This window comes from Enterobacter sp. JBIWA005, assembly GCF_019968805.1.
Lineage (GTDB): Bacteria > Pseudomonadota > Gammaproteobacteria > Enterobacterales > Enterobacteriaceae > Enterobacter > Enterobacter vonholyi.
The window spans coordinates 3,597,886-3,616,127 of sequence record NZ_CP074159.1 but is presented as its reverse complement, the minus strand read 5'-3'; the positions used below and the strand labels follow the sequence as shown (position 1 = coordinate 3,616,127).

Genomic DNA, 18,242 nt, shown 5'->3' with positions numbered 1-18,242 from the left:
TTTGTAAATCTACGAAATGCTTATTATTAATATATTGGAATTATACTTTTTGTAAAGTTTAGGAGGAAAATATGCGTAGTATTTGTGTGGATTCTTTTATGTTCGAAAATGGTGAGAGATATTGTCATATTGTAAATAAAAATACTGGTGAACCATTGTATTATCCTAACTTGTATATAACAACACAGGTCAGGAATCGGTCAGAGTCTATATCAACAATGAAGGTAATTGCCGGTAGCATTTCATTGTTATATCGATTCTTTATGAGGAAAGAGATCAATATTGATGAAAGAATTCAGAAAAAGATATTTCTGGCTCCTCATGAAATTGAAAATTTGATTGAATTCACTTCATTCAATTTCCGAGATGGCGAGGATGATAATTTTAGGAGTTCAAATGTCAAAAAACCAACTAAGTACTTTCGGATTACAACCATAGCTAACTATCTGGAATGGCTGTGCAAAATACATCTTTCTCATACAGGACAGAAGGATACTCTCGAATATATTTTAGATTTCATTAACAACATAAAACGAAAGAAACCGAGAAACAATGATAAATATAATATGGATATAGAAAAAAGCTTAGATAAAGAACAATTGGATTCTTTGTTTAGCACTCTTGCACCGGGTAGTAAATTAAATCCTTTTTCAGAAAAAGTGCAAAAAAGAAACAATCTAATATTCCTGCTATTATACTGTTTTGGCCTGAGAGCAGGTGAACTTTTGAATCTGCGAATTGGTGATATAGATTTTGCAGAATCGACAATTGCAATAAGAAGAAGAGCAAATGATAAAACAGATCCGCGAGTGTATCAGCCATTAGTTAAAACTTGTGAGAGGAAATTAATTGCTGATACAAAGCTCATGTTTGAAATTTCAGATTATATTATGAATGAACGAAGAAAGATAAAAAATTCTAATAAACATGACTTCCTGTTTATTACTTATAAGGAAGGAAAAACTCAAGGGCAACCTATTTCATTTTCTTCATATCACAAAGTGGTGAGTGTTGTTCGTCAATCCTCCTCACTTCTAGGGGGATTGACAGGTCACAAACTCAGACATACATGGAATTATGAGTTTTCGAAAGCAATAGACAAGAATCAGGACATATCCGATGAAAAAGAGCAACAAATCCGTTCTTATCTCATGGGATGGCGACCGGGTTCAGAAACTTCAATGATTTATAATCGCAGGCATATTTTTGAGCTATCGAAAAAAACTGCACTTCAACAACAAGAGCAACTATTCAAAGGAGAATTTGATGAATAATTTAATTAAATATAACTCTGATAAAATGTCTTTGCATGAGCATAAAATCGTCAGTGCGATTGAAAACAATGGAATCAATCTTACAAACTTAATATATGCTATGAACGAAAATTTGGTTTGTGGATTTGTATATACAGTACAATATTATTTCAATAGCAACAGCTATTTGTATGTGAAGAATATTGTTAGAAATATGGAGAGTCTTATCCGTAAAGTATCTCCTACTCATATTGATGATAAGGTTCTAATTGGATATCAAAATAAGAAATTATCAAAAGCCCCAGCATCACTTCGCGTTTTACGACCATTTTTGATTAAATGGTTTGAGTTAGGATATCCAGGAATAGATGAAAGTGCGGTAGAACTGTTAAAGCATTTGGACCTAAAGATAAAAAAATCTGGTCAGTCTGTGCTTCAAGATGATCCAACAGAGGGACCATTAACTAAAGAAGAATATACTTCTTTGATTAAGGCTATGAATCATGCATATAGAAAAGGTGAACTGTCACTGCCACATTATGCAATATCACTATTGATCAGCCTTACAGGTAGAAGACCTCAGCAGTTAGTTATGTTGAAATATAAAGACCTTCTTCAAAAGAACTTAGATAATGGCAAAGTAGAATATGTAATTTCAGTGCCACGAGTTAAACAACGGGGTAAAGAACTACGATATCGAGAACTTGCAATAATATCAGAGGTTGCATCAATTGTTCAATTGCAAGCTAATCAATCAGTAAAACTCGTTGAGCAAGCTCTTGGAAAAACTCTTGATGATTATTCTAAACGAGAAGTTCCTATTTTCTTAAATGAGGAAAAACTCTCAGATTTATCCATAACAGGTTCAATTCTTCTGGAATATAATAAATTATATGCGAAGCCTATAATTGCTAATGTAGCATTGAAAGGTATTGTTAATATTGGGAATATAATATCCAACCGTACCGGTTCGATACTAAATATTACTCCTCGTAGGCTTCGTTATACAATAGCAACTATGCTGGCTAAGGATGGGCATAATGTTAATACTATAGCTGAGTTATTGGATCATTCCTCTACTTCAAGTGCGGGTATTTATATTAAAAATCATGCTGACAGTGTTGAAAGGATTGATTCCGCTGTTTCAGAACAATTGTCATTTGTCGCTGATATTTTTATGAACGGAATCAAATCTAAAAAGAGTAGTCATTTCAGATTTTTTTCTTCAAGTAGATGCCAAAGTCAGAATTCAGGATTTCCTTGCAATAAATGTATGTTTTTTATTCCGATTGAGCGCAGTGAGGTGAATCAACTATGAATAATATTATTTTGTTCAAATCAAAAAAACATATTCTTGTAGAAGAAAATTATAATGAGTTCATAAAATTTTGTCGCTATCAACTGCCCGGACTAACCCAAACTCAGGATTGGGAGCAGTATGCATGGAAAGGATATGTCACATTTAGAAAAATAGGGGTTGGAAATAAAGTCTTTGATTCCATTGATGCAATGCACGAAGATTATATCAATTTTGCGAAAGCATATATCAGATATCAACACTCATTGAAACCATTAAAAAATTATGGGGTTATTATGATGGCTTTGCGATGCCTCGAACAGGCCCTTTTGCAGGTTCAGAACACTGGTCTCATTTATAATGTTACAGCCGTTGTTTTTGATGAGGCAATGCAGATCGGGAGTAAATATTTTGAAGGTAACGTTTTGGCTAAATGTGGAATACAGCTTGAAAAAATATCAAAGTTTCTATATGAACATAATCTTGTGAAGTCAGGATATATCTCATGGAAAAACTATGTAAAACAGAAAGTCAAAAACAATTATCTTCCTGAGATTGAGGATTATCACCGAAGCGATAAGTTACCAGATGAAGAGGCATTGCTCGCTATTGCTGATATTTTTTCTCAAAATGATGAGTTACTGAGTCCAAGGGATAAGTTCACAAGTTCAGTATTTGCACTTCTACTTTGTTGTCCGAGCAGAATCTCTGAGATTTTAGCCTTACCTGCTGATTGTGAGATTACACAAATAGATGGCAAGGGTATCGAAAGATATGGATTGAGATTTTATTCGGTAAAAGGGTATGGTCCTAATATCAAATGGATTCCACGGGTTATGATACCAGTTGCAAAGAAAGCAATTAGAAGATTACTTTCCTTATCACAAAATGCAAGAGCACTTGCTTACTGGTGCGAAAAGTACCCGGATAAATTTTACCGACATGAGCTTTGCCCAACAGTCGATGAAAAAGCTAAATTGACCGTTGTACAAGTTTGCCATGCACTGGGGTATAATTTATTTGATCATAAATCATGTGTTTTAAAAATTAAAAGAACGAGTTTGGATGGTGGGAAAAGTTTCTTAAACCACAATGATTACAACTATTCATTGAGTAATTTGTGGGAAATTATTAGGTCTAATTTTAGCAGAGACTTTCCATGGTATGATAAAGAAAAATCCATAAAATTTAGTAATGCTTTATGCTTGCTCAATACTGATCAATTTTCTTTATCAAGAATGACTTCAATTTTCACATTTTACAAACCTACTAAAAGTTTCTTTTTCAGTGATATACAAAGAAAAAAAAGCTATGAGATGAATTATAAAAATATATTTTCCCGATATGGGTATTATGATGATGAAGGTAAACCACTACTTATTCGCTCACACCAGCCACGGCACCTTTTAAACACAATAGCCCATTATGGTGAAATGTCTGAACTGGATATAGCTAAATGGTCTGGTCGTATCAATGCGAATCAGAACAGAGTTTATAACCATGTGTCAGAAGAAGATATGTTAGATAAAATCAAAGCTATTAAATTGAATAGGAGTAATTACTGTCAAAGGGAGTCAATACCCACAAATGAATTGACAATTGATTTTGATAACCTTAATCAAGGTGCAATACACTTAACTGAATTTGGTTACTGTGTACATAACTATTTAATCAAGCCTTGTGCAAAAATTAATCATCTTATTGAATGTGATAATGAAACACCGGACATTAACTCAGTAGATAGAATTAGACTGCAATCTGTCCGAGAGAAAGTAATGCAATTAAAGAGAATAACTCAGATCGCTTATGAAAATGGTGATTATGGTGCAGACAAATGGTTGCAACACCATGAAAAAAATTTGGAAAGAATTAATAAGCTTTTGAATAATTAAAACAGGAGATACTTATGGCAAAACATTTGAACAGGAGTGAAATAAAGGTAATCACACAGATTATATTGACTTGGGACGGCAAAATCACATGGAGTGATTTATGTGAATCAGTTTATAAGAATTTAAACAGAACTATCACAAGGCAATCTTTAAGTGCTCATGATGAAGTTGTTGAAGCATATAGATCAAAGAAAAATTTGTCTAATTTGAAAAAATCTGGCCTTAAAAAGCCAGCTAACTTAACGATTGCGGCACAACAAATAATAAATCTTAAAGCCGAAAATGAAATGTTAAAAAAACAGAACAATAGATACAAAGAGCAGTTTAGCTATTGGCAGTATAATGCTTATAGGCATGGTCTCACTATGGAACAATTGAATAGACCATTTAATAAAAAATAATATTTGATAGGTTACACCTATTGACAAGTTAAATAAATACGATAAATATAAATATATGGTCAGGAAGACTATTTCAATTATGCAAGGATGCATTTTATGGACAAAAACATCATCAATTCAGAGTTTACTCTGGAAGAGCAACTTATCATTATTGTCGATAAGTATATCTCAAAAAGATACCATCCCGGAGATAAAAGTTTTTCATATCAACTTTACCTATTTTTTGTGGGATACCATTTAAAATATTTCTACCCTAAAAGGATTTATTCCAAATCCAATCGTAATATTGATAACATAATGACTATGTTTAGCTCGGTATACAAAAGTCTGACAAGCAATCTTCTACAACGATTAAATAACAAGGAAGGAGTTATTAGGGAACTAAACTCGCTTGTTAATTACATAGATAACAATCAAGAAAAAGCAGAAGAAATCTATGCTACTGTCAGAGCACAATATGAAATGAAAGTAATTGAGAAAGAGTTAACCCGTGAAGTTCGCGTAAGAACCGTCAGGTTATAGGCAATAAAAAGCCCCTGAGCAGGGGCTAAAAAAGACTTATTGATACAGGCTACTACTGAACTTCTTTCCAGATACCATCTGCTTTCACAAGCTTAACAGGCCTTGTCTGTTTCATATTACTAATAGAGGCATCGACAATGCAGTTATAAACATTGTTTGCTTCTTCTGTGCAGCTTACTTTCTTCACATAATCGATTCTTAAAAGATCCTTTTCTGAAATGCTTGAATCAAAAGCTTTCATACTGGCATTTGATTTATCTACAACACTTTTGAAAGCATTGTATATATCGTCTTGCGATGGTTCACTGTTACATGCTGTTAGAAGAAATGAGGTAAGGATAACTGTGAGGATTGAATATGTTTTCATTTTCTTATCCAAAAATTGTTAATTAAGAATACCAGTTTTGGTGTTGTTGTTATCAGAGGAGAAAGTCCATTTACTTACAGTCTCTCCCTTGAAGTCGATCTCAAGAGTTTTAGACTGAATCTGAGAACCGCCAGTAAACAGACCCACAACTGGAATGAAAGTCGTTGCACTGAACTGATTGTTAGACATGAAATATTTCCACTGCTCATTTCCGTCATTGAGTGTGGTTCTTGTATCAGGCTCACCTAACTTAGTGAGTAATTCCGTCTTAGTTGTTTTGTTTTTAATGATCTTTGACTGAAGGCTTTGTGGTGTTTCGTTTTTAAGGTTCTGGTTCCCTGATGTTGAACAGCCAGAAAGCAGGAAGACAATAATAAAAAAAGAGGACGTTATAAATAGGTTCATTTACTTTCTCATTTTAGGTTTGCGGTTGTGTGAAATTAATTTCACCGTAAAAAAACAACTCTGTCTGCATACGTTTTTTTAATTTTATAGATAAGAATAATGATGCTTACGAAAAACGTAATGACTGATACAAGAGTGCTGCCAGTCCACGAAAATGCTAACCACGCGAGACCAAATGCAACGAATTGAAACAGGAATGCCACACTGAGCGGGCTTTCACCGTAAGCGATCTTTGCATGGCAGCCTTTGCAAATCCGCACACCATGAGGGCTTTGTGTAAAGCAGAACGGGCACTTTATTGTTTCGTTTTCCATAGCTATCCCTATCTGGAAGATTAAATGGTGCGTTTACAGAGATTCTCGATGACCGACTCGCTTTAGTAAAATTGCTTGTACCGATCGATGGTTGCCGCTTGATAGGTATTATCTATCATAACTAGTTTATCGATCTGTAATAACGATCAATATTTTCTTGACTAAACACAAATCTATTACTAGAGAATAGAGTGTGGTTACGAAAGGTGTTTACAACTAGCTGTCTATAAACGAATTTTTCTTGCGGGTTTCAGATGATGTGTTGAATAGACTTCTGAGAAGTTTGTAGGAACCTTGTGGAGGATGCTCCTTCCATATTTTCTGAGAAGCTCTATGAGCCGTTGTAAAAAGGGAATCCAGCCGGTGAGCCTGAGATGCTTTTGCTGTTTGACTGCATTCTTTTGAAGAATCTTTTCTACGATTTCGTTCCGTTTGTCTTCTCTGAGCCGTAGTTCCAGTTCTGCAATTTTTTTACCGATACTTTCCTTTCTCTCAGCGGTTTTCAAAACTGTTGCAGGAGCAGGAGCAGGAGCAGGAGCAGGGATAGGGATAGGGATAGGGATAGGGATAGGGATAGGGATAGCTTCCTTTGTCGCTCGAAGAACTTCTAAGTGGCTTTGTTTGTAGTTAAGCTGCTTTTGAAGATTTACCCATGAGTATGCCTTTCCAAGTTGAGATGCCTTGAAAGCTATATTGCGGTATTCGAAAGAGAAGCCGTTCATCTTACCGGTAGAAGCAATGTTGGCCTTACAGCCGACTTCTGAATCTTCGAGTCGCTTAATAAAAGTAAGAAGGTCAGGCTTATCAGCCAAACTTTTATCAATGATCTGTTGAAGGGATTTCTTGGGACAGGGAACACCAGTCCGTTCTGATAGCTTCTGTTCGTTTCGAGAGATTCTCTTCCGCTTCGGTTGTGTATTTGAGAGGGATGGTGCTGTCTTGGTCACTGTCAGACCATGAGCGATTTCGAGTTCACTAATGATCCGTGTGCTTATAAGGTTTTCGTTCCTACCCAAGTAGAGCTTCCCACCGGCTATGTCGATTCTGCTGGCGATAATGTGTATGTGCTGGCCTTCGTCGTCATGTAAGACATAGCAACGGAGGTGAGTATCACTGAACCCCATCCTCTTCATGTAGTCATCTGCTATGTTTACCCATTGGTCATTTGATAATGTTTCGCCGTCAGGCAATCGTAGCGAGTTGTGCCAAACTGGTTTCTGAACATCGGGCCGAAGCTGTTTAGTGCCATCAAATTCAGTGATCAGTTTAGAGGCTGAATCACCTAACATGTTCCCGCCAATGACGACTGGATCGCTTTTATGATGTGCTCCCGGCTTCAATGCATATTGAACAACACCTGCGAAGCTTTTACCCCTCTTGATCTTCCGCATACCCTTCACGAGGGATACTCCAAAAATCTGTTCTTAACAAGTTATGACGAAGCTCTTCAAGTTGTCGCTTCACAGCGAAAAGCTCTGTATGAGTAAGCTGGCTATCTTTGCTCTTACCATCGATATGGGTCGCAATTCGATTTAACTTTTGCGATATATCAGTTAAAGCTTTCCAGGCTTTGGTATTAATCGTTGGTATAACAGGAGGCAGCTTTTGAAGGGAAGCCATACGAAGCCACTCTCCTTTTTTATAAGAGCCTCGCTTTATATTCAGGAGTTGCAGTTCTTCAACATTCAATCGGACACTGACACAATAGCTTCTTACTGCTTCTGAAGGAATTTTACTTTTATTAAAACCACCACGGCGGGAAGTTTTGGATAGATCTATATTATCTGTATAAATACTCTCTTTCATATAAACTCCATTTTATATGTTACTGATTGATAAGCATAATCCGTATGCTTCATATATCATTTATACAATTAATTAGTAGTTTGTCAATCAGCAACCTTGATTGTGTAGGTGTTCTTTTATTGTCTGACTGAAAGGAAGCAAGAAAAGCAAGGGCTTTATAGAACGGTGCAACCGCTTCTATAAATTAGCTCTTGCTGGTATGTCCTAATGTTAGTGGGCGGTGCTGTATGTGATTGAATTTATTATGCTAAAATTGGCTATAGGATTTGACTCATAAACGTGTTGAATTTTTGTTTCATTTGATGTATTTTCTTGCAATTCATTGACTATACTAAGAAATTTTAAAATGCTTGATTCACTGCATGAACATTACAAGCTTAACATTGATAGGCTCAAGTCTGCTAACAATCAAAGAGATTTGATGTTTTTACTCTTGATTCTTTCTGTAATGTTAATCATTGTTCAAAGTGTAAATATTGATTTTCTCAACTCTATAATTATTAATTATGTAAAGGTTGATAAGAACTCATTGCCGGGTAATGCCTTGTTACTTTCAACATTTTGGCTAACCTCATTAGTTCTTTTTATAAGGTATTCACAGTGTTGCATATTTATTGATATGCAATATAAGTATATTGCTATGCTCGAAGCTGAAATTAACAAAAATTATCCTAATACGAAAATATTCCTTTTCGAAAGTGAATTTTATAAATCTCATAACAATCGTTTCAGAAAAATGATTGGTTTTTTTTATAAAAGAGCATTTCCAGTATCATTAATTTTGATAATCTCATTTAAAATAGTGACTGATTTTAGATTGCATAATCTTCCCGATGCTTACTTATATCTCAATATTGCTTTTGCCGCAATATATGTTATTTACCTTATAGCTTACATCTTGAGAAAATAGAATATGGAAATTGAAGATAAAATTAAAGTTTTTATTAGCTACTCTCATGCGAATAAAGCTGAGAAGGATCGCATACTGAAATATCTTGAACCTAACACGGATATGTTAGTTTGGTATGACAAAGAATTACTGGCCGGAGATCAGTTTGATGATGTCATCTCAGCGAAAATAGATGAAAGCGATATTTTTATTTTTCTGATAACTCAGGATTTTTTGACATCTAAATATTGTACTGAAATAGAAGTTAGCAAGGCTCTGGCAAGAAAGGGAGAAGATGATGAACTTAGAATCATTCCTGTAATTCTAGACTATTGTACTTTCAAAAAGTCAAAGTTATCCAAGTACAATGCTGTTCCTGATGATGCACACCCGGTTTTTTCTTATGATAATCATAATAAAGCTTATCTAGAAATTGCCAATGCAATTGAAGAAGTGGTTGCATATATTAAAGATAAGAAGAAAATTACAACAAGTTGTCTCCATTCAAAGTGAAAACAAAAATTCATTAAACCAAGCTTTCGCTTTATATCTTTCTGATTTGGGTTTCACCATACAACATCGAAAAAAAGAAGTACTATATTTAGATGATCTGTTTATATATCCGGACCTAAAAAGAAATAAGCATGATTTCGATGATTATGATGTTTTTGTAAATGCTAAAAATGCTCTTAATATAAATAAAGTTTTGAATAATAAAAATTTAATCATTGGTAGTGAGCAATCTGGTAAATCTACTTTAGCGAAAACATTATTCAAAGATTATCATAGCTTAGGTTACTTTCCGATTTTGGTGAAGGGGGAGTTGTTTAAGAAAGTTGCAGACTTTGAAACTGTAATCAGCAATGCTTTTCTGGAACAATATTCCAGCGGGAAACTCCCTCAGGCCGATAAAATTATCATAATTATTGATGATATTACTGAGTCGCCTATGAATGAGAAATTCCAGCGACATTTGATAAGTAACATTACTCAAACTTATGGAAGTATAGTTGCAATTTCAGACTCAAAACTTAGATTTAGAGAGCAACTCCTAAAAGATTTCGATCAATTTATAACGTATGAAATAACTGAGTTTAGTCATTTACAGAAAGCTGAGTTAGTTGAGAAATGGAATACAATAGGCATTGATGAAACATCTTTTATAGAAGATTTTCAGAGTAATGTTGATAATATGATTCGTAATATTGATTCAATATTAATGAAAAATATCGTGCCAAGCAAGCCTATATTTATCCTTATGATTTTGCAAATCCTTGAGTCTAATACTCAAAGCAATTTTGCATTAACATCATATGGCCACTGTTATCATTCTTTAATTATTCAGGCATTTAATAAAGTAAATGTTAAAGCCGATGCACTTAATGATTATTTCAACTACCTGAGCGAGTTAGCATATTTTATTTTTAGAAAGGGAAATCATTCTATAATAAAAGAAGAGTTTGAAGAGTTTAAGGTTTATTACTCAAATAACTATTATTTAGCCTCACATGATGAAGTTTCAGATAAACTAACTAAATCTAAAATTATCCAGGTATGGAATGAGCGAGTTAGATTCCAATATAAGTATATATATTATTTCTTTGTTGCAAAAAAAATAACAGAGTTAACAATAGAGCAATCATTACTCGTGATTGACGAATTATGTAGTAAAATCCATACTGAAAAATGCGCTAACATCCTTATTTTTATAACGCATCACACTCGTGATAGCGTCATTATTGATAGAATAAGCGACACTTTAAGCAATATATTCAAAGATCATAAAGAAGCTACTTTAGGGAAAAAAGATGTAGATTTTCTGAACGAAATGGCTTTTGAAATTCCTAAAATTGTCATGGATAAAAGCAAAGATGTCGAGGAAGAGCGAAAAAACTATTTGATCGAGAAAGATAAAATAGATAGGGCGAGTACTTCAAGTAATGGTGATTATAATTTTAATGATGATGAAGACGATAATGAAGATATCGAAGCCGTAAATAAAGATTTATTAGATGTTAATCGCTCCTATAAAGCATTAGAAGTTTTGGGACAAATTATAAGGAATCGAAAAGGTTCAATTCCTATACCACAGCTTGAAAAACTTGGTGCGCAAACCTATTCTATTGGGTTTAGATACTTAGATTTCTATTACTCTATAACGAGAGAATTGAAAGATGAGATCATAGCTGAAGTTCACAGATTAATTTCAGAAAAAAAGAGTTGGACAACTGAGAAGATTGCTAAAGAAGCAAGTCTGTTTTATTGGACATATAGCTATATTATGTCTTTGAATGTTATAAAAAAAATTGCACACTCAGTCGGGCACAAAGAGTTGACAGCTTATTATTCAAGTCTTTCTAAAAAATTTGGTTCTGAAATAAGCAAGCTAGTGGAAATAACTATCCAACTCGAATTTACAAAACAAATTAATCGAGAAGACATTGAGAGTGTGTGGTTAAAAGTTAAAGATAACTTAATGACCAGAAGATTATTGCAAGAGATTTTGATTACTCACTTGCATATGCATTATACCAAACATGAAGATAAAGCTTGGATAGCGGAGAAATTGTCAATTCCGGTTAAGGATCAAGTTTCACTTCAAAAAAGAAATGCAATGAAAATCCCTCAAATTAAGTTAGATAAATAGCTGAACAATAAAAAGTTAAGGCTTGCTTGTTATGGAGCCTAACATAAATAAAAATGATAATGATTTTAGAGTCACTTTAGGAATAAACATAATTATAGTGTTGTTTTTATCGCCTTTTAAATAATTCATTAAGTTAATTCATGCATTTGCTATAAATTTATTTATCCTCTTTAATTCAACAAGATTGACATTTGCTTTTTATGTGATATTTGTGAAATAAAAATGAGGATATATATGAAATATAAAATTGAAGTATTATACAAGTGGCCAAATGATCTGAAGAAAATTACGAGTACCCAACATGCTATGGATATTAATGATTTCATAACACCAATGCAAAGAAGATTATTCGTTTTTGAAAGGAATGAAATATATGAGCATACTATTCTTTGCCCATTTCTTTCAGATTTAAAAAATAACACATTGATTACAGTGAAGGCCACAGACCAAAGTAATTTTATCATTGAAACCTTAGACAAGTGGCCTGAGGGGAAAAGTCCATTAAAAGGATTTATTCCACAACAGAAATATAATCGTCTAGAATTCGGGTATTTCTGTATGTATGGTCAATCCTCTTTGATTCCATCGCATTTAGAGTTCAATGCTCTGATTGAACATTACCATGTTCATAAGAATAACAATAAAACCAGACCTTTAATTAAAATTGTTAAATTAACGGATTAGTTGATAGGGCATTACAGGCTTCTAAAGCTTCATCGTAATGCTCAAAACTTTTTTCAGGTTGTATCTTTGTTTGGGTTCCTTTTATGCAGATATAATATAAAGTTTTTCCATTTTCCTTAAATTCAACCACTTCATAGTATTGCTTTGGATGTCTGTTACCAAAATTGCCCATTATCTTTCCTCAATTATAACAAGTGAAAACCGTTATAAGTTATCTTTCTATCTTAGCCTTGTCTACAAAAATTAGCAGTAAACATTGGTTCTATAATTTATAGATATCCGTTGTAAAACACTTTTTGATTATGCAGCAATGGATTTGTATTTTTGCGACGAAACATAGTCACTCCACCATTGCATGAGAACCACCCGTTCTGTGAGATAATCTGCACGATTGTAGGCTGCAATTATTTCATCTTTCTTCGAGTGGGCAAGAGCCGCTTCTAAGACATCTGTTCTGAACTTACCAGACTCCTCTGCGGCCGTTCGTGCAATTGATCTCATTCCATGGGCTACAAGCTCTCCCCCAAAGCCCATGCGGATTATGGCCGCATTCGCTGTTTGTTCATGCATATGGTTAAGAGGAGCCTTTATGCTTGGAAACACCCATTCACGATGCCCACTTATCGCTTTCATTGACTCTAGGACTCTCAAAGCTTCTTTGCTTAGTGGAACTTTGTGAGGCTTCTTCATTTTCATAAACTCAGCCGGGATGTTCCACATTGAGTTATCGATATCTATATCAGCCCATCTTGTGCGAACAGCTTCACCAGGACGAACCCAGGTCAGTAACTGCCATTCAATCAGCAATCGTGTCTCCAAACGAACAGAGGCATTGTTTAACACCAATAGGAAGCGGGGTAACTCGGAAGGGGGTAATGCAGGCATATTCTGCTTTTTAGGCTTACTGAACCGTTGCCCAAGGTTGTCAGCCGGATTGAATTCGATAAGTTCCTCAGTTGCTGCGTAACGGAAAATTTCATTTAATCGGGAAATGATTCGCCGTAAAGTTTCGAGGACTCCTCGTTGCTCAATTGGGTCAAGATGTTGCTTTAAGAGTTTAGGCCGGATCTCATTGATAGGAACATTACCCAATCCGGGAAAGATATTTCTCTCCAGGCTTCGCCAGATGTCTTCTGCATGGTCTTGTGAGATACCTGAGGTCTTTACCTTCTCGTCCAACCATTTCCTTGCTACGGCTTGAAGAGTGTGTTCAGTAGCACTCTTTAATGCCTTCGCCTTATTGTTGTTATGGACTTGGGGATCAACACCATTTGCAAGTAAGGAGAGATTTTCATCTCGTAAGGCTCTGGCTTTTGCAAGGGTAAGGTGAGGATAGGTCCCAAGGCTCATTTTTGTTCTTTTCTTGCTTACTGGTACTGCATACCTGAAATACCAATTTTTCTTGCCACCTTTCGCCAAAGGAGCGATTCGTAGAATCAAACCATCCCCGTCGAACAAGTTGATTTCTTTGGCGGCTGGCTTGGTGCTTTTGATTTCAGTGTCAGTGAGCTTCTTAGCGATTTTTGCCATTTTGGGACCCTCGATTTTAGGACCCTTCGTTGTGGGTCCCATTCAGGGTGCCATAAGTGATAGTTCTCAGCAATTCTCACTAGACTACAATAGACGTAAAAAAGCCCGCAAGGCTGGTTCCATGCGGGCTTAGTAGACTTTACTGAACTTCAGTACATCATTATTTGGTGGAGCTGGCGGGAGTTGAACCCGCGTCCGAAATTTCTACATCCTCGGTACTACATGCTTAGTTTGTCTTTACATTCGCACGCCAGCTGCGGACAGACACGCCACTAACGAACTAGCCTGATTAGTTTTAACGCTTCAACCCCAGGCAGGGCTTCCACGCGATCTCTTTTGGGTTTGACCTCTCTTTGATCCCCGTCTTAAGAGCGGAAGCTAGGGAGAGAGGGCTCAGAGCAGGTTATTAAGCTGCTAAAGCGTAGTTTTCGTCGTTTGCGACTATTTTTTTGCGGCTTTTAACGAGGCAAACCGCCCCTCGGCATGCACCTTGGGTTTCGCAAATCCCGTCGAATCCAGAATCAGCCCCAATAGTGTTGAACTGAGTATACCAGATTTCACTTCCTGGATACCAGCCCGGAACGCTAACTTATTGAATAGTACAATAAGTGTGCAGAATCAACGTCCTGCGTTTTTCATAATGCGCGCTTTGTCCAACTGCCATTCGCGCTCTTTCAGGTCAGTGCGTTTATCGTGCTGTTTTTTACCCTTCGCGACGCCAACTTTCACTTTGCACCAGGCGTTTTTCCAGTACAGAGACAGGGCGACCACGGTGAAACCTTCACGGTTGATGCGTCCGTAGAGGGATTCCAGTTCACGCTTGTTCAGCAGCAATTTACGCGTGCGCGTTGGGTCACACACGTAGTGTGAGGAGGCGACGGTCAGCGGCGTAAAGTTTGCGCCGAACAGGAAGGCTTCGCCATCTTTCAGGATCACGTAGCTATCGCCGATGTTGGCTTTCCCGGCGCGCAGCGATTTTACTTCCCAGCCCTGCAACGCAAGGCCAGCTTCGAATTCTTCTTCAATGAAATACTCGTGGCGAGCACGCTTGTTGAGCGCAATGGTCGCCGAGCCTGGTTTATGTGCTTTTTTCTTCGTCATAAGTGTCGTAAAGCCGTCGGTAATCTGATTTCAAAAAGTCACCTCATTGCGTCCTGTGAGGTCTAACGCGCTATCTTAGCACGAGATGAGGCTTAGCGTTTTTTTAACAGGTGATAAATGTTATTATTTGTCCGTTGTGTGACCATGGGAAATGCTATGCCTCAGATTAGCCGTACTGCGCTTGTGCCTTACAGCGCGGAACAAATGTATCAGTTAGTGAACGATGTTCAGTCTTATCCAGAATTTATTCCGGGATGCACCGGGAGCCGCGTTCTGGAGTCCGGGCCGACGCAGATGACCGCGGCGGTGGATGTCTCTAAAGCGGGGATCAGCAAGACGTTCACCACCCGCAATACGCTGACCAGCAATCAGAGTATTTTGATGCATCTGGTGGATGGTCCGTTTAAGACCCTGATGGGGGGCTGGAAGTTTACGCCGCTGAGCGCTGACGCCTGCCGCATTGAGTTCCATCTGGACTTCGAGTTCACCAATAAGCTGATTGAGCTGGCGTTTGGCCGCATCTTTAAAGAGCTGGCATCGAATATGGTTCAGGCGTTCACCACCCGCGCCAAAGAGGTTTACAGTGTCGCATAAGATTGCTGTAGAAGTGGTGTACGCGTTGCCGGAAAAGCAGTATCTGCAGCGAGTGACGCTGGAAGAGGGTGCAACCGTAGAAGAGGCGATCCGCGCTTCCGGCATACTTGAGCTTCGCAGCGATATCGACCTGGCGAAGAACAAGGTCGGGATTTATAGCCGTCCGGTGAAGCTGGGCGATGTGCTGAAAGAGGGCGACCGGGTGGAGATTTATCGTCCGCTGATTGCCGACCCGAAAGAGCTGCGTCGTCAGCGCGCGGAGAAGGCCAGTAAGTAGCGCTTTCTTCCCCTTACCCTCTCCCCAAAGCGGCGAGGGGATCAACACAAAACAAAAAAGGGGCTCAATGAGCACCTTTTTGCATTTCTGACACCGGATTATTTGGTCAGGGCAGGCTTGTTGTCGATGTTGGTCAACACACCGGCGCTGCTGAAGGTCAGCGTAAGGGTCTGCTGGGTCGCATCTTCGTGGCCCGGCTTCTGACGGAATACATAGAACCAGGTGTTAGTGCCGAACGGATCGGACATCATCGGGGTTCCCAGTGCATAAGCGACCTGCTGTTGTGTCATCCCTACGCGGATTTTGGACACATCGTTAGGGGTAAGGTAGTTCCCCTGGTTGATGTCAGGACGGTAAACCACTTTCTCCAGAGTGGAACAGCCTGCGGTCAACATCAGAAGAACCGCTGCGGCAGCGGTCAGCATTTTACAACGCATAGTGATTTGATTCCTTTTCGGGCCCGAGCAGAACGCGGCTCATATGTAATATGCCGATGATAATAGACCTTGCCCAACTTTGAAACCGGTCTGGCGGTGTTTTTGTTGTTCTGTATGACCCTGAGATCCCGAAAAAGTTTATGCCGCCAGCAGTTCTTTCGCGTTCGCAAGCGTATTACGCGTGACTTCGCTGCCGCCGAGCAGGCGTGCCAGCTCCTGCAGACGCGCACGTTTATCCAGCGGCTTCATGTGCGTTTCGGTCATTTCACCGTCGGTTTCTTTGCTGACGATAAAGTGATGATGGCCACAGCCCGCGACCTGCGGCAGGTGGGTGACACACATCACCTGCGTGGATTCGCCGAGCTGGCGTAGCAGTTTACCCACCACCGCCGCCGTCGGGCCGCTGATGCCGACATCCACTTCATCGAAAATCAGCGCCGGGGTGTCCATTTTACGCGCGGTGATCACCTGAATCGCCAGCGCAATACGCGACAGTTCACCGCCGGAGGCCACTTTGGAGATGGCCTGTAAGGGCTGCCCCGGGTTGGTGGTGACGCGGAATTCGATGCGATCCGCACCTTCCGCCGTCAGGTGATTCTCTTCAAAGCGAACGTCAATGGTGAAGACGCCGTGCGGCATCGCCAGCGTGTGCATGCTATCGGTAATATGCTGGCTTAACTCCTGAGCATAGTGCTGACGGATTTCATGCAGCTTTTGCGCTGTGGCCAGCGCCTGTTCATGGTGCAGGCTCACCGCCAGGGAGAGGGTTTCCAGCGAGTCTGCCTGATCGTCAAGCTGCTGCTGTTCTTCCAGCAGAGACTGATAGTAACCCGGCAGTTCTTCCGGCGTAACGTGGTGCTTGCGCGCCAGCGAGATCTGACGGGAGATACGCTGTTCCAGCTCAAACAGACGGTTCGGGTCGAGATCCAGACGCTCACAGTAGTGACGCAGTTCGTCACCGGCTTCAGAGATCTGAATGGCCGCCTCTTCCAGCATGTCCAGGACGCCAGAAAGTTTGCTGTCCATGCCGACCAGTTCGGTAAGCAGCTGGCGGACGTTATACAGCTGGCTCTGCAGGTTCACGTCTTCGCCATCCGCCAGCAGGTTGAGCGCATTCTGACTGGTTGAGAGCAGATGCCCGCTGTTCGCCAGGCGCTTGTACTCTTCGTCGATTTGCTCAAACTCACCCGTCTGCGGGTTAAATTCATTCAGCTCTTTGAGCTGGTATTCCAGCAGCTCCGCGCGGGCGGCACGCTCCTGGCTTTGCTGCTGGTGCTGAGCGAGCTCGCGGCAGCTCTGATGCCACTGGCGATAGTGCTCGGCCATAAGCTGAGTAAGCGCGTACTCACCCGCATAGCCATCCAGCAGCGCTTTCTGCTGTTCGGGTTTGACGAGTTGCTGATGCGCGTGCTGACCGTGGATCTGAATAAGCAGCTGGCCGAGTTCACGAAGCTGGGAGAGCGGGACCGCCGTGCCGTTGATAAAGCCGCGGGAGCGACCGTCGCTGCTGATCACGCGGCGAAGTAAACACTCACGTCCATCTTCAAGCTGGTTCTGTTCCAGCCAGCGCTGGGCGGCAGGGGTGTCTTTCAGGGAGAAGCGGGCACACAGGTCGGCACGGTTTGCGCCCATGCGCACCATGTCGCCCTCGGCGCGGCCGCCAAGGCACAAGCCGAGGGCATCAATGGCAATGGATTTACCTGCACCGGTTTCCCCGGTGATCGCCGTCATGCCGCTGTGGAAATCGATCTCAAGCTCACGAACAATGGCAAAGTTGCTGATGGTCAGTTGTGCCAGCATAATTGTTTTCCTGTATGAAAAACCAT

21 protein-coding genes and 1 other RNA gene are annotated in these 18,242 nt (G+C 39.3%); 11 read left to right on the top strand and 11 right to left on the bottom strand.

Going from position 1 to position 18,242, the window contains the following annotated elements; genetic code table 11:
* Positions 1-71 precede the first annotated feature (71 nt).
* The 5 genes from KGP22_RS17145 (at position 72) to KGP22_RS17125 (ending at position 5,365) form a co-directional block, all read left to right on the top strand.
* On the top strand, positions 72-1,274 hold the full coding sequence (locus KGP22_RS17145) for a site-specific integrase (protein ID WP_223580311.1): 1,203 nt from the start codon (positions 72-74) through the stop codon (positions 1,272-1,274).
* Entirely contained in the window at positions 1,267-2,571 is a 1,305-nt protein-coding gene (locus tag KGP22_RS17140; RefSeq protein WP_223580308.1) for a tyrosine-type recombinase/integrase, read from the top strand. The genes KGP22_RS17145 and KGP22_RS17140 overlap by 8 nt, the downstream gene beginning before the upstream one ends.
* Complete coding sequence (locus tag KGP22_RS17135) at positions 2,568-4,442, top strand: DNA-binding protein (RefSeq protein WP_223580306.1); 1,875 nt, start codon at positions 2,568-2,570, stop codon at positions 4,440-4,442. The genes KGP22_RS17140 and KGP22_RS17135 overlap by 4 nt, the downstream gene beginning before the upstream one ends.
* 14 nt (positions 4,443-4,456) lie before the next feature.
* Positions 4,457-4,843: a hypothetical protein gene (locus KGP22_RS17130; RefSeq protein WP_210172024.1), complete on the top strand. Its 387-nt coding sequence runs from the start codon at positions 4,457-4,459 to the stop codon at positions 4,841-4,843.
* Between the two features lie 96 nt (positions 4,844-4,939).
* On the top strand, positions 4,940-5,365 hold the full coding sequence (locus tag KGP22_RS17125) for a hypothetical protein (RefSeq protein ID WP_223580304.1): 426 nt from the start codon (positions 4,940-4,942) through the stop codon (positions 5,363-5,365).
* Between the two features lie 52 nt (positions 5,366-5,417).
* Here the strand turns inward: KGP22_RS17125 and KGP22_RS17120 are convergent, their stop codons facing one another.
* The 5 genes from KGP22_RS17120 to KGP22_RS17100 form a co-directional block, all read right to left on the bottom strand.
* Positions 5,418-5,732 (bottom strand): cell wall-binding protein, encoded by a 315-nt coding sequence (locus KGP22_RS17120; RefSeq protein ID WP_223580302.1) that lies wholly within the window; start codon positions 5,730-5,732, stop codon positions 5,418-5,420.
* A gap of 18 nt (positions 5,733-5,750) precedes the next feature.
* Entirely contained in the window at positions 5,751-6,137 is a 387-nt protein-coding gene (locus KGP22_RS17115; protein ID WP_223580300.1) for a hypothetical protein, read from the bottom strand.
* Between the two features lie 41 nt (positions 6,138-6,178).
* A complete protein-coding gene (locus KGP22_RS17110; RefSeq protein ID WP_072051073.1) occupies positions 6,179-6,451 on the bottom strand; it encodes a hypothetical protein in 273 nt (90 codons plus the stop codon).
* Positions 6,452-6,675: 224 nt separating this feature from the next.
* A complete protein-coding gene (locus KGP22_RS17105; RefSeq protein ID WP_223580298.1) occupies positions 6,676-7,851 on the bottom strand; it encodes a relaxase/mobilization nuclease domain-containing protein in 1,176 nt (391 codons plus the stop codon).
* Positions 7,820-8,257, bottom strand: a complete 438-nt coding sequence (locus tag KGP22_RS17100; RefSeq protein ID WP_045328355.1) for a hypothetical protein — start codon at positions 8,255-8,257, stop codon at positions 7,820-7,822. The genes KGP22_RS17105 and KGP22_RS17100 overlap by 32 nt, the downstream gene beginning before the upstream one ends.
* A gap of 346 nt (positions 8,258-8,603) precedes the next feature.
* Here KGP22_RS17100 and KGP22_RS17095 point away from each other — a divergent pair, with 346 nt between their 5' ends.
* From KGP22_RS17095 to KGP22_RS17080, 4 genes are all read left to right on the top strand, one after another.
* Positions 8,604-9,167 carry a hypothetical protein gene (locus tag KGP22_RS17095; protein WP_045328357.1) on the top strand — a complete coding sequence of 188 codons (564 nt, stop codon included), beginning with the start codon at positions 8,604-8,606 and terminating at the stop codon, positions 9,165-9,167.
* A gap of 3 nt (positions 9,168-9,170) precedes the next feature.
* Complete coding sequence (locus KGP22_RS17090; protein ID WP_223580296.1) at positions 9,171-9,659, top strand: toll/interleukin-1 receptor domain-containing protein; 489 nt, start codon at positions 9,171-9,173, stop codon at positions 9,657-9,659.
* Positions 9,586-11,793: an AAA family ATPase gene (locus KGP22_RS17085; protein WP_223580287.1), complete on the top strand. Its 2,208-nt coding sequence runs from the start codon at positions 9,586-9,588 to the stop codon at positions 11,791-11,793. The genes KGP22_RS17090 and KGP22_RS17085 overlap by 74 nt, the downstream gene beginning before the upstream one ends.
* A 234-nt stretch (positions 11,794-12,027) precedes the next feature.
* Positions 12,028-12,477, top strand: coding sequence for a hypothetical protein (locus tag KGP22_RS17080; RefSeq protein ID WP_045328360.1), 450 nt, complete (start codon positions 12,028-12,030; stop codon positions 12,475-12,477).
* On the opposite strand, the gene KGP22_RS17075 is transcribed toward KGP22_RS17080, so the two are convergent.
* From KGP22_RS17075 to smpB, 4 genes are all read right to left on the bottom strand, one after another.
* On the bottom strand, positions 12,461-12,649 hold the full coding sequence (locus KGP22_RS17075; protein WP_131618338.1) for a hypothetical protein: 189 nt from the start codon (positions 12,647-12,649) through the stop codon (positions 12,461-12,463). The two genes, KGP22_RS17080 and KGP22_RS17075, sit on opposite strands and share 17 nt — an antisense overlap.
* 128 nt (positions 12,650-12,777) lie before the next feature.
* A complete protein-coding gene (locus tag KGP22_RS17070) occupies positions 12,778-14,007 on the bottom strand; it encodes an integrase domain-containing protein (protein ID WP_223580285.1) in 1,230 nt (409 codons plus the stop codon).
* Positions 14,008-14,172: 165 nt separating this feature from the next.
* Positions 14,173-14,536, bottom strand: a transfer-messenger RNA (tmRNA) gene (ssrA, locus tag KGP22_RS17065).
* Between the two features lie 89 nt (positions 14,537-14,625).
* Positions 14,626-15,108, bottom strand: coding sequence for an SsrA-binding protein SmpB (smpB, locus tag KGP22_RS17060; RefSeq protein ID WP_008502505.1), 483 nt, complete (start codon positions 15,106-15,108; stop codon positions 14,626-14,628).
* Between the two features lie 156 nt (positions 15,109-15,264).
* Between smpB and KGP22_RS17055 the strand changes: the two genes are divergently transcribed.
* Positions 15,265-15,702 (top strand): type II toxin-antitoxin system RatA family toxin, encoded by a 438-nt coding sequence (locus KGP22_RS17055; protein ID WP_014832955.1) that lies wholly within the window; start codon positions 15,265-15,267, stop codon positions 15,700-15,702.
* Positions 15,692-15,979 carry an RnfH family protein gene (locus KGP22_RS17050; protein ID WP_023325903.1) on the top strand — a complete coding sequence of 96 codons (288 nt, stop codon included), beginning with the start codon at positions 15,692-15,694 and terminating at the stop codon, positions 15,977-15,979. Before KGP22_RS17055 ends, KGP22_RS17050 begins: the two co-directional genes overlap by 11 nt.
* 98 nt (positions 15,980-16,077) lie before the next feature.
* Here the strand turns inward: KGP22_RS17050 and bamE are convergent, their stop codons facing one another.
* Positions 16,078-16,416, bottom strand: a complete 339-nt coding sequence (gene bamE, locus KGP22_RS17045) for an outer membrane protein assembly factor BamE (RefSeq protein WP_008502502.1) — start codon at positions 16,414-16,416, stop codon at positions 16,078-16,080.
* A gap of 138 nt (positions 16,417-16,554) precedes the next feature.
* The gene (gene recN / locus KGP22_RS17040; protein WP_223580275.1) at positions 16,555-18,216 is read right to left on the bottom strand and encodes a DNA repair protein RecN; all 1,662 of its coding nucleotides are present in this window, start codon (positions 18,214-18,216) and stop codon (positions 16,555-16,557) included.
* Positions 18,217-18,242 lie beyond the last annotated feature (26 nt).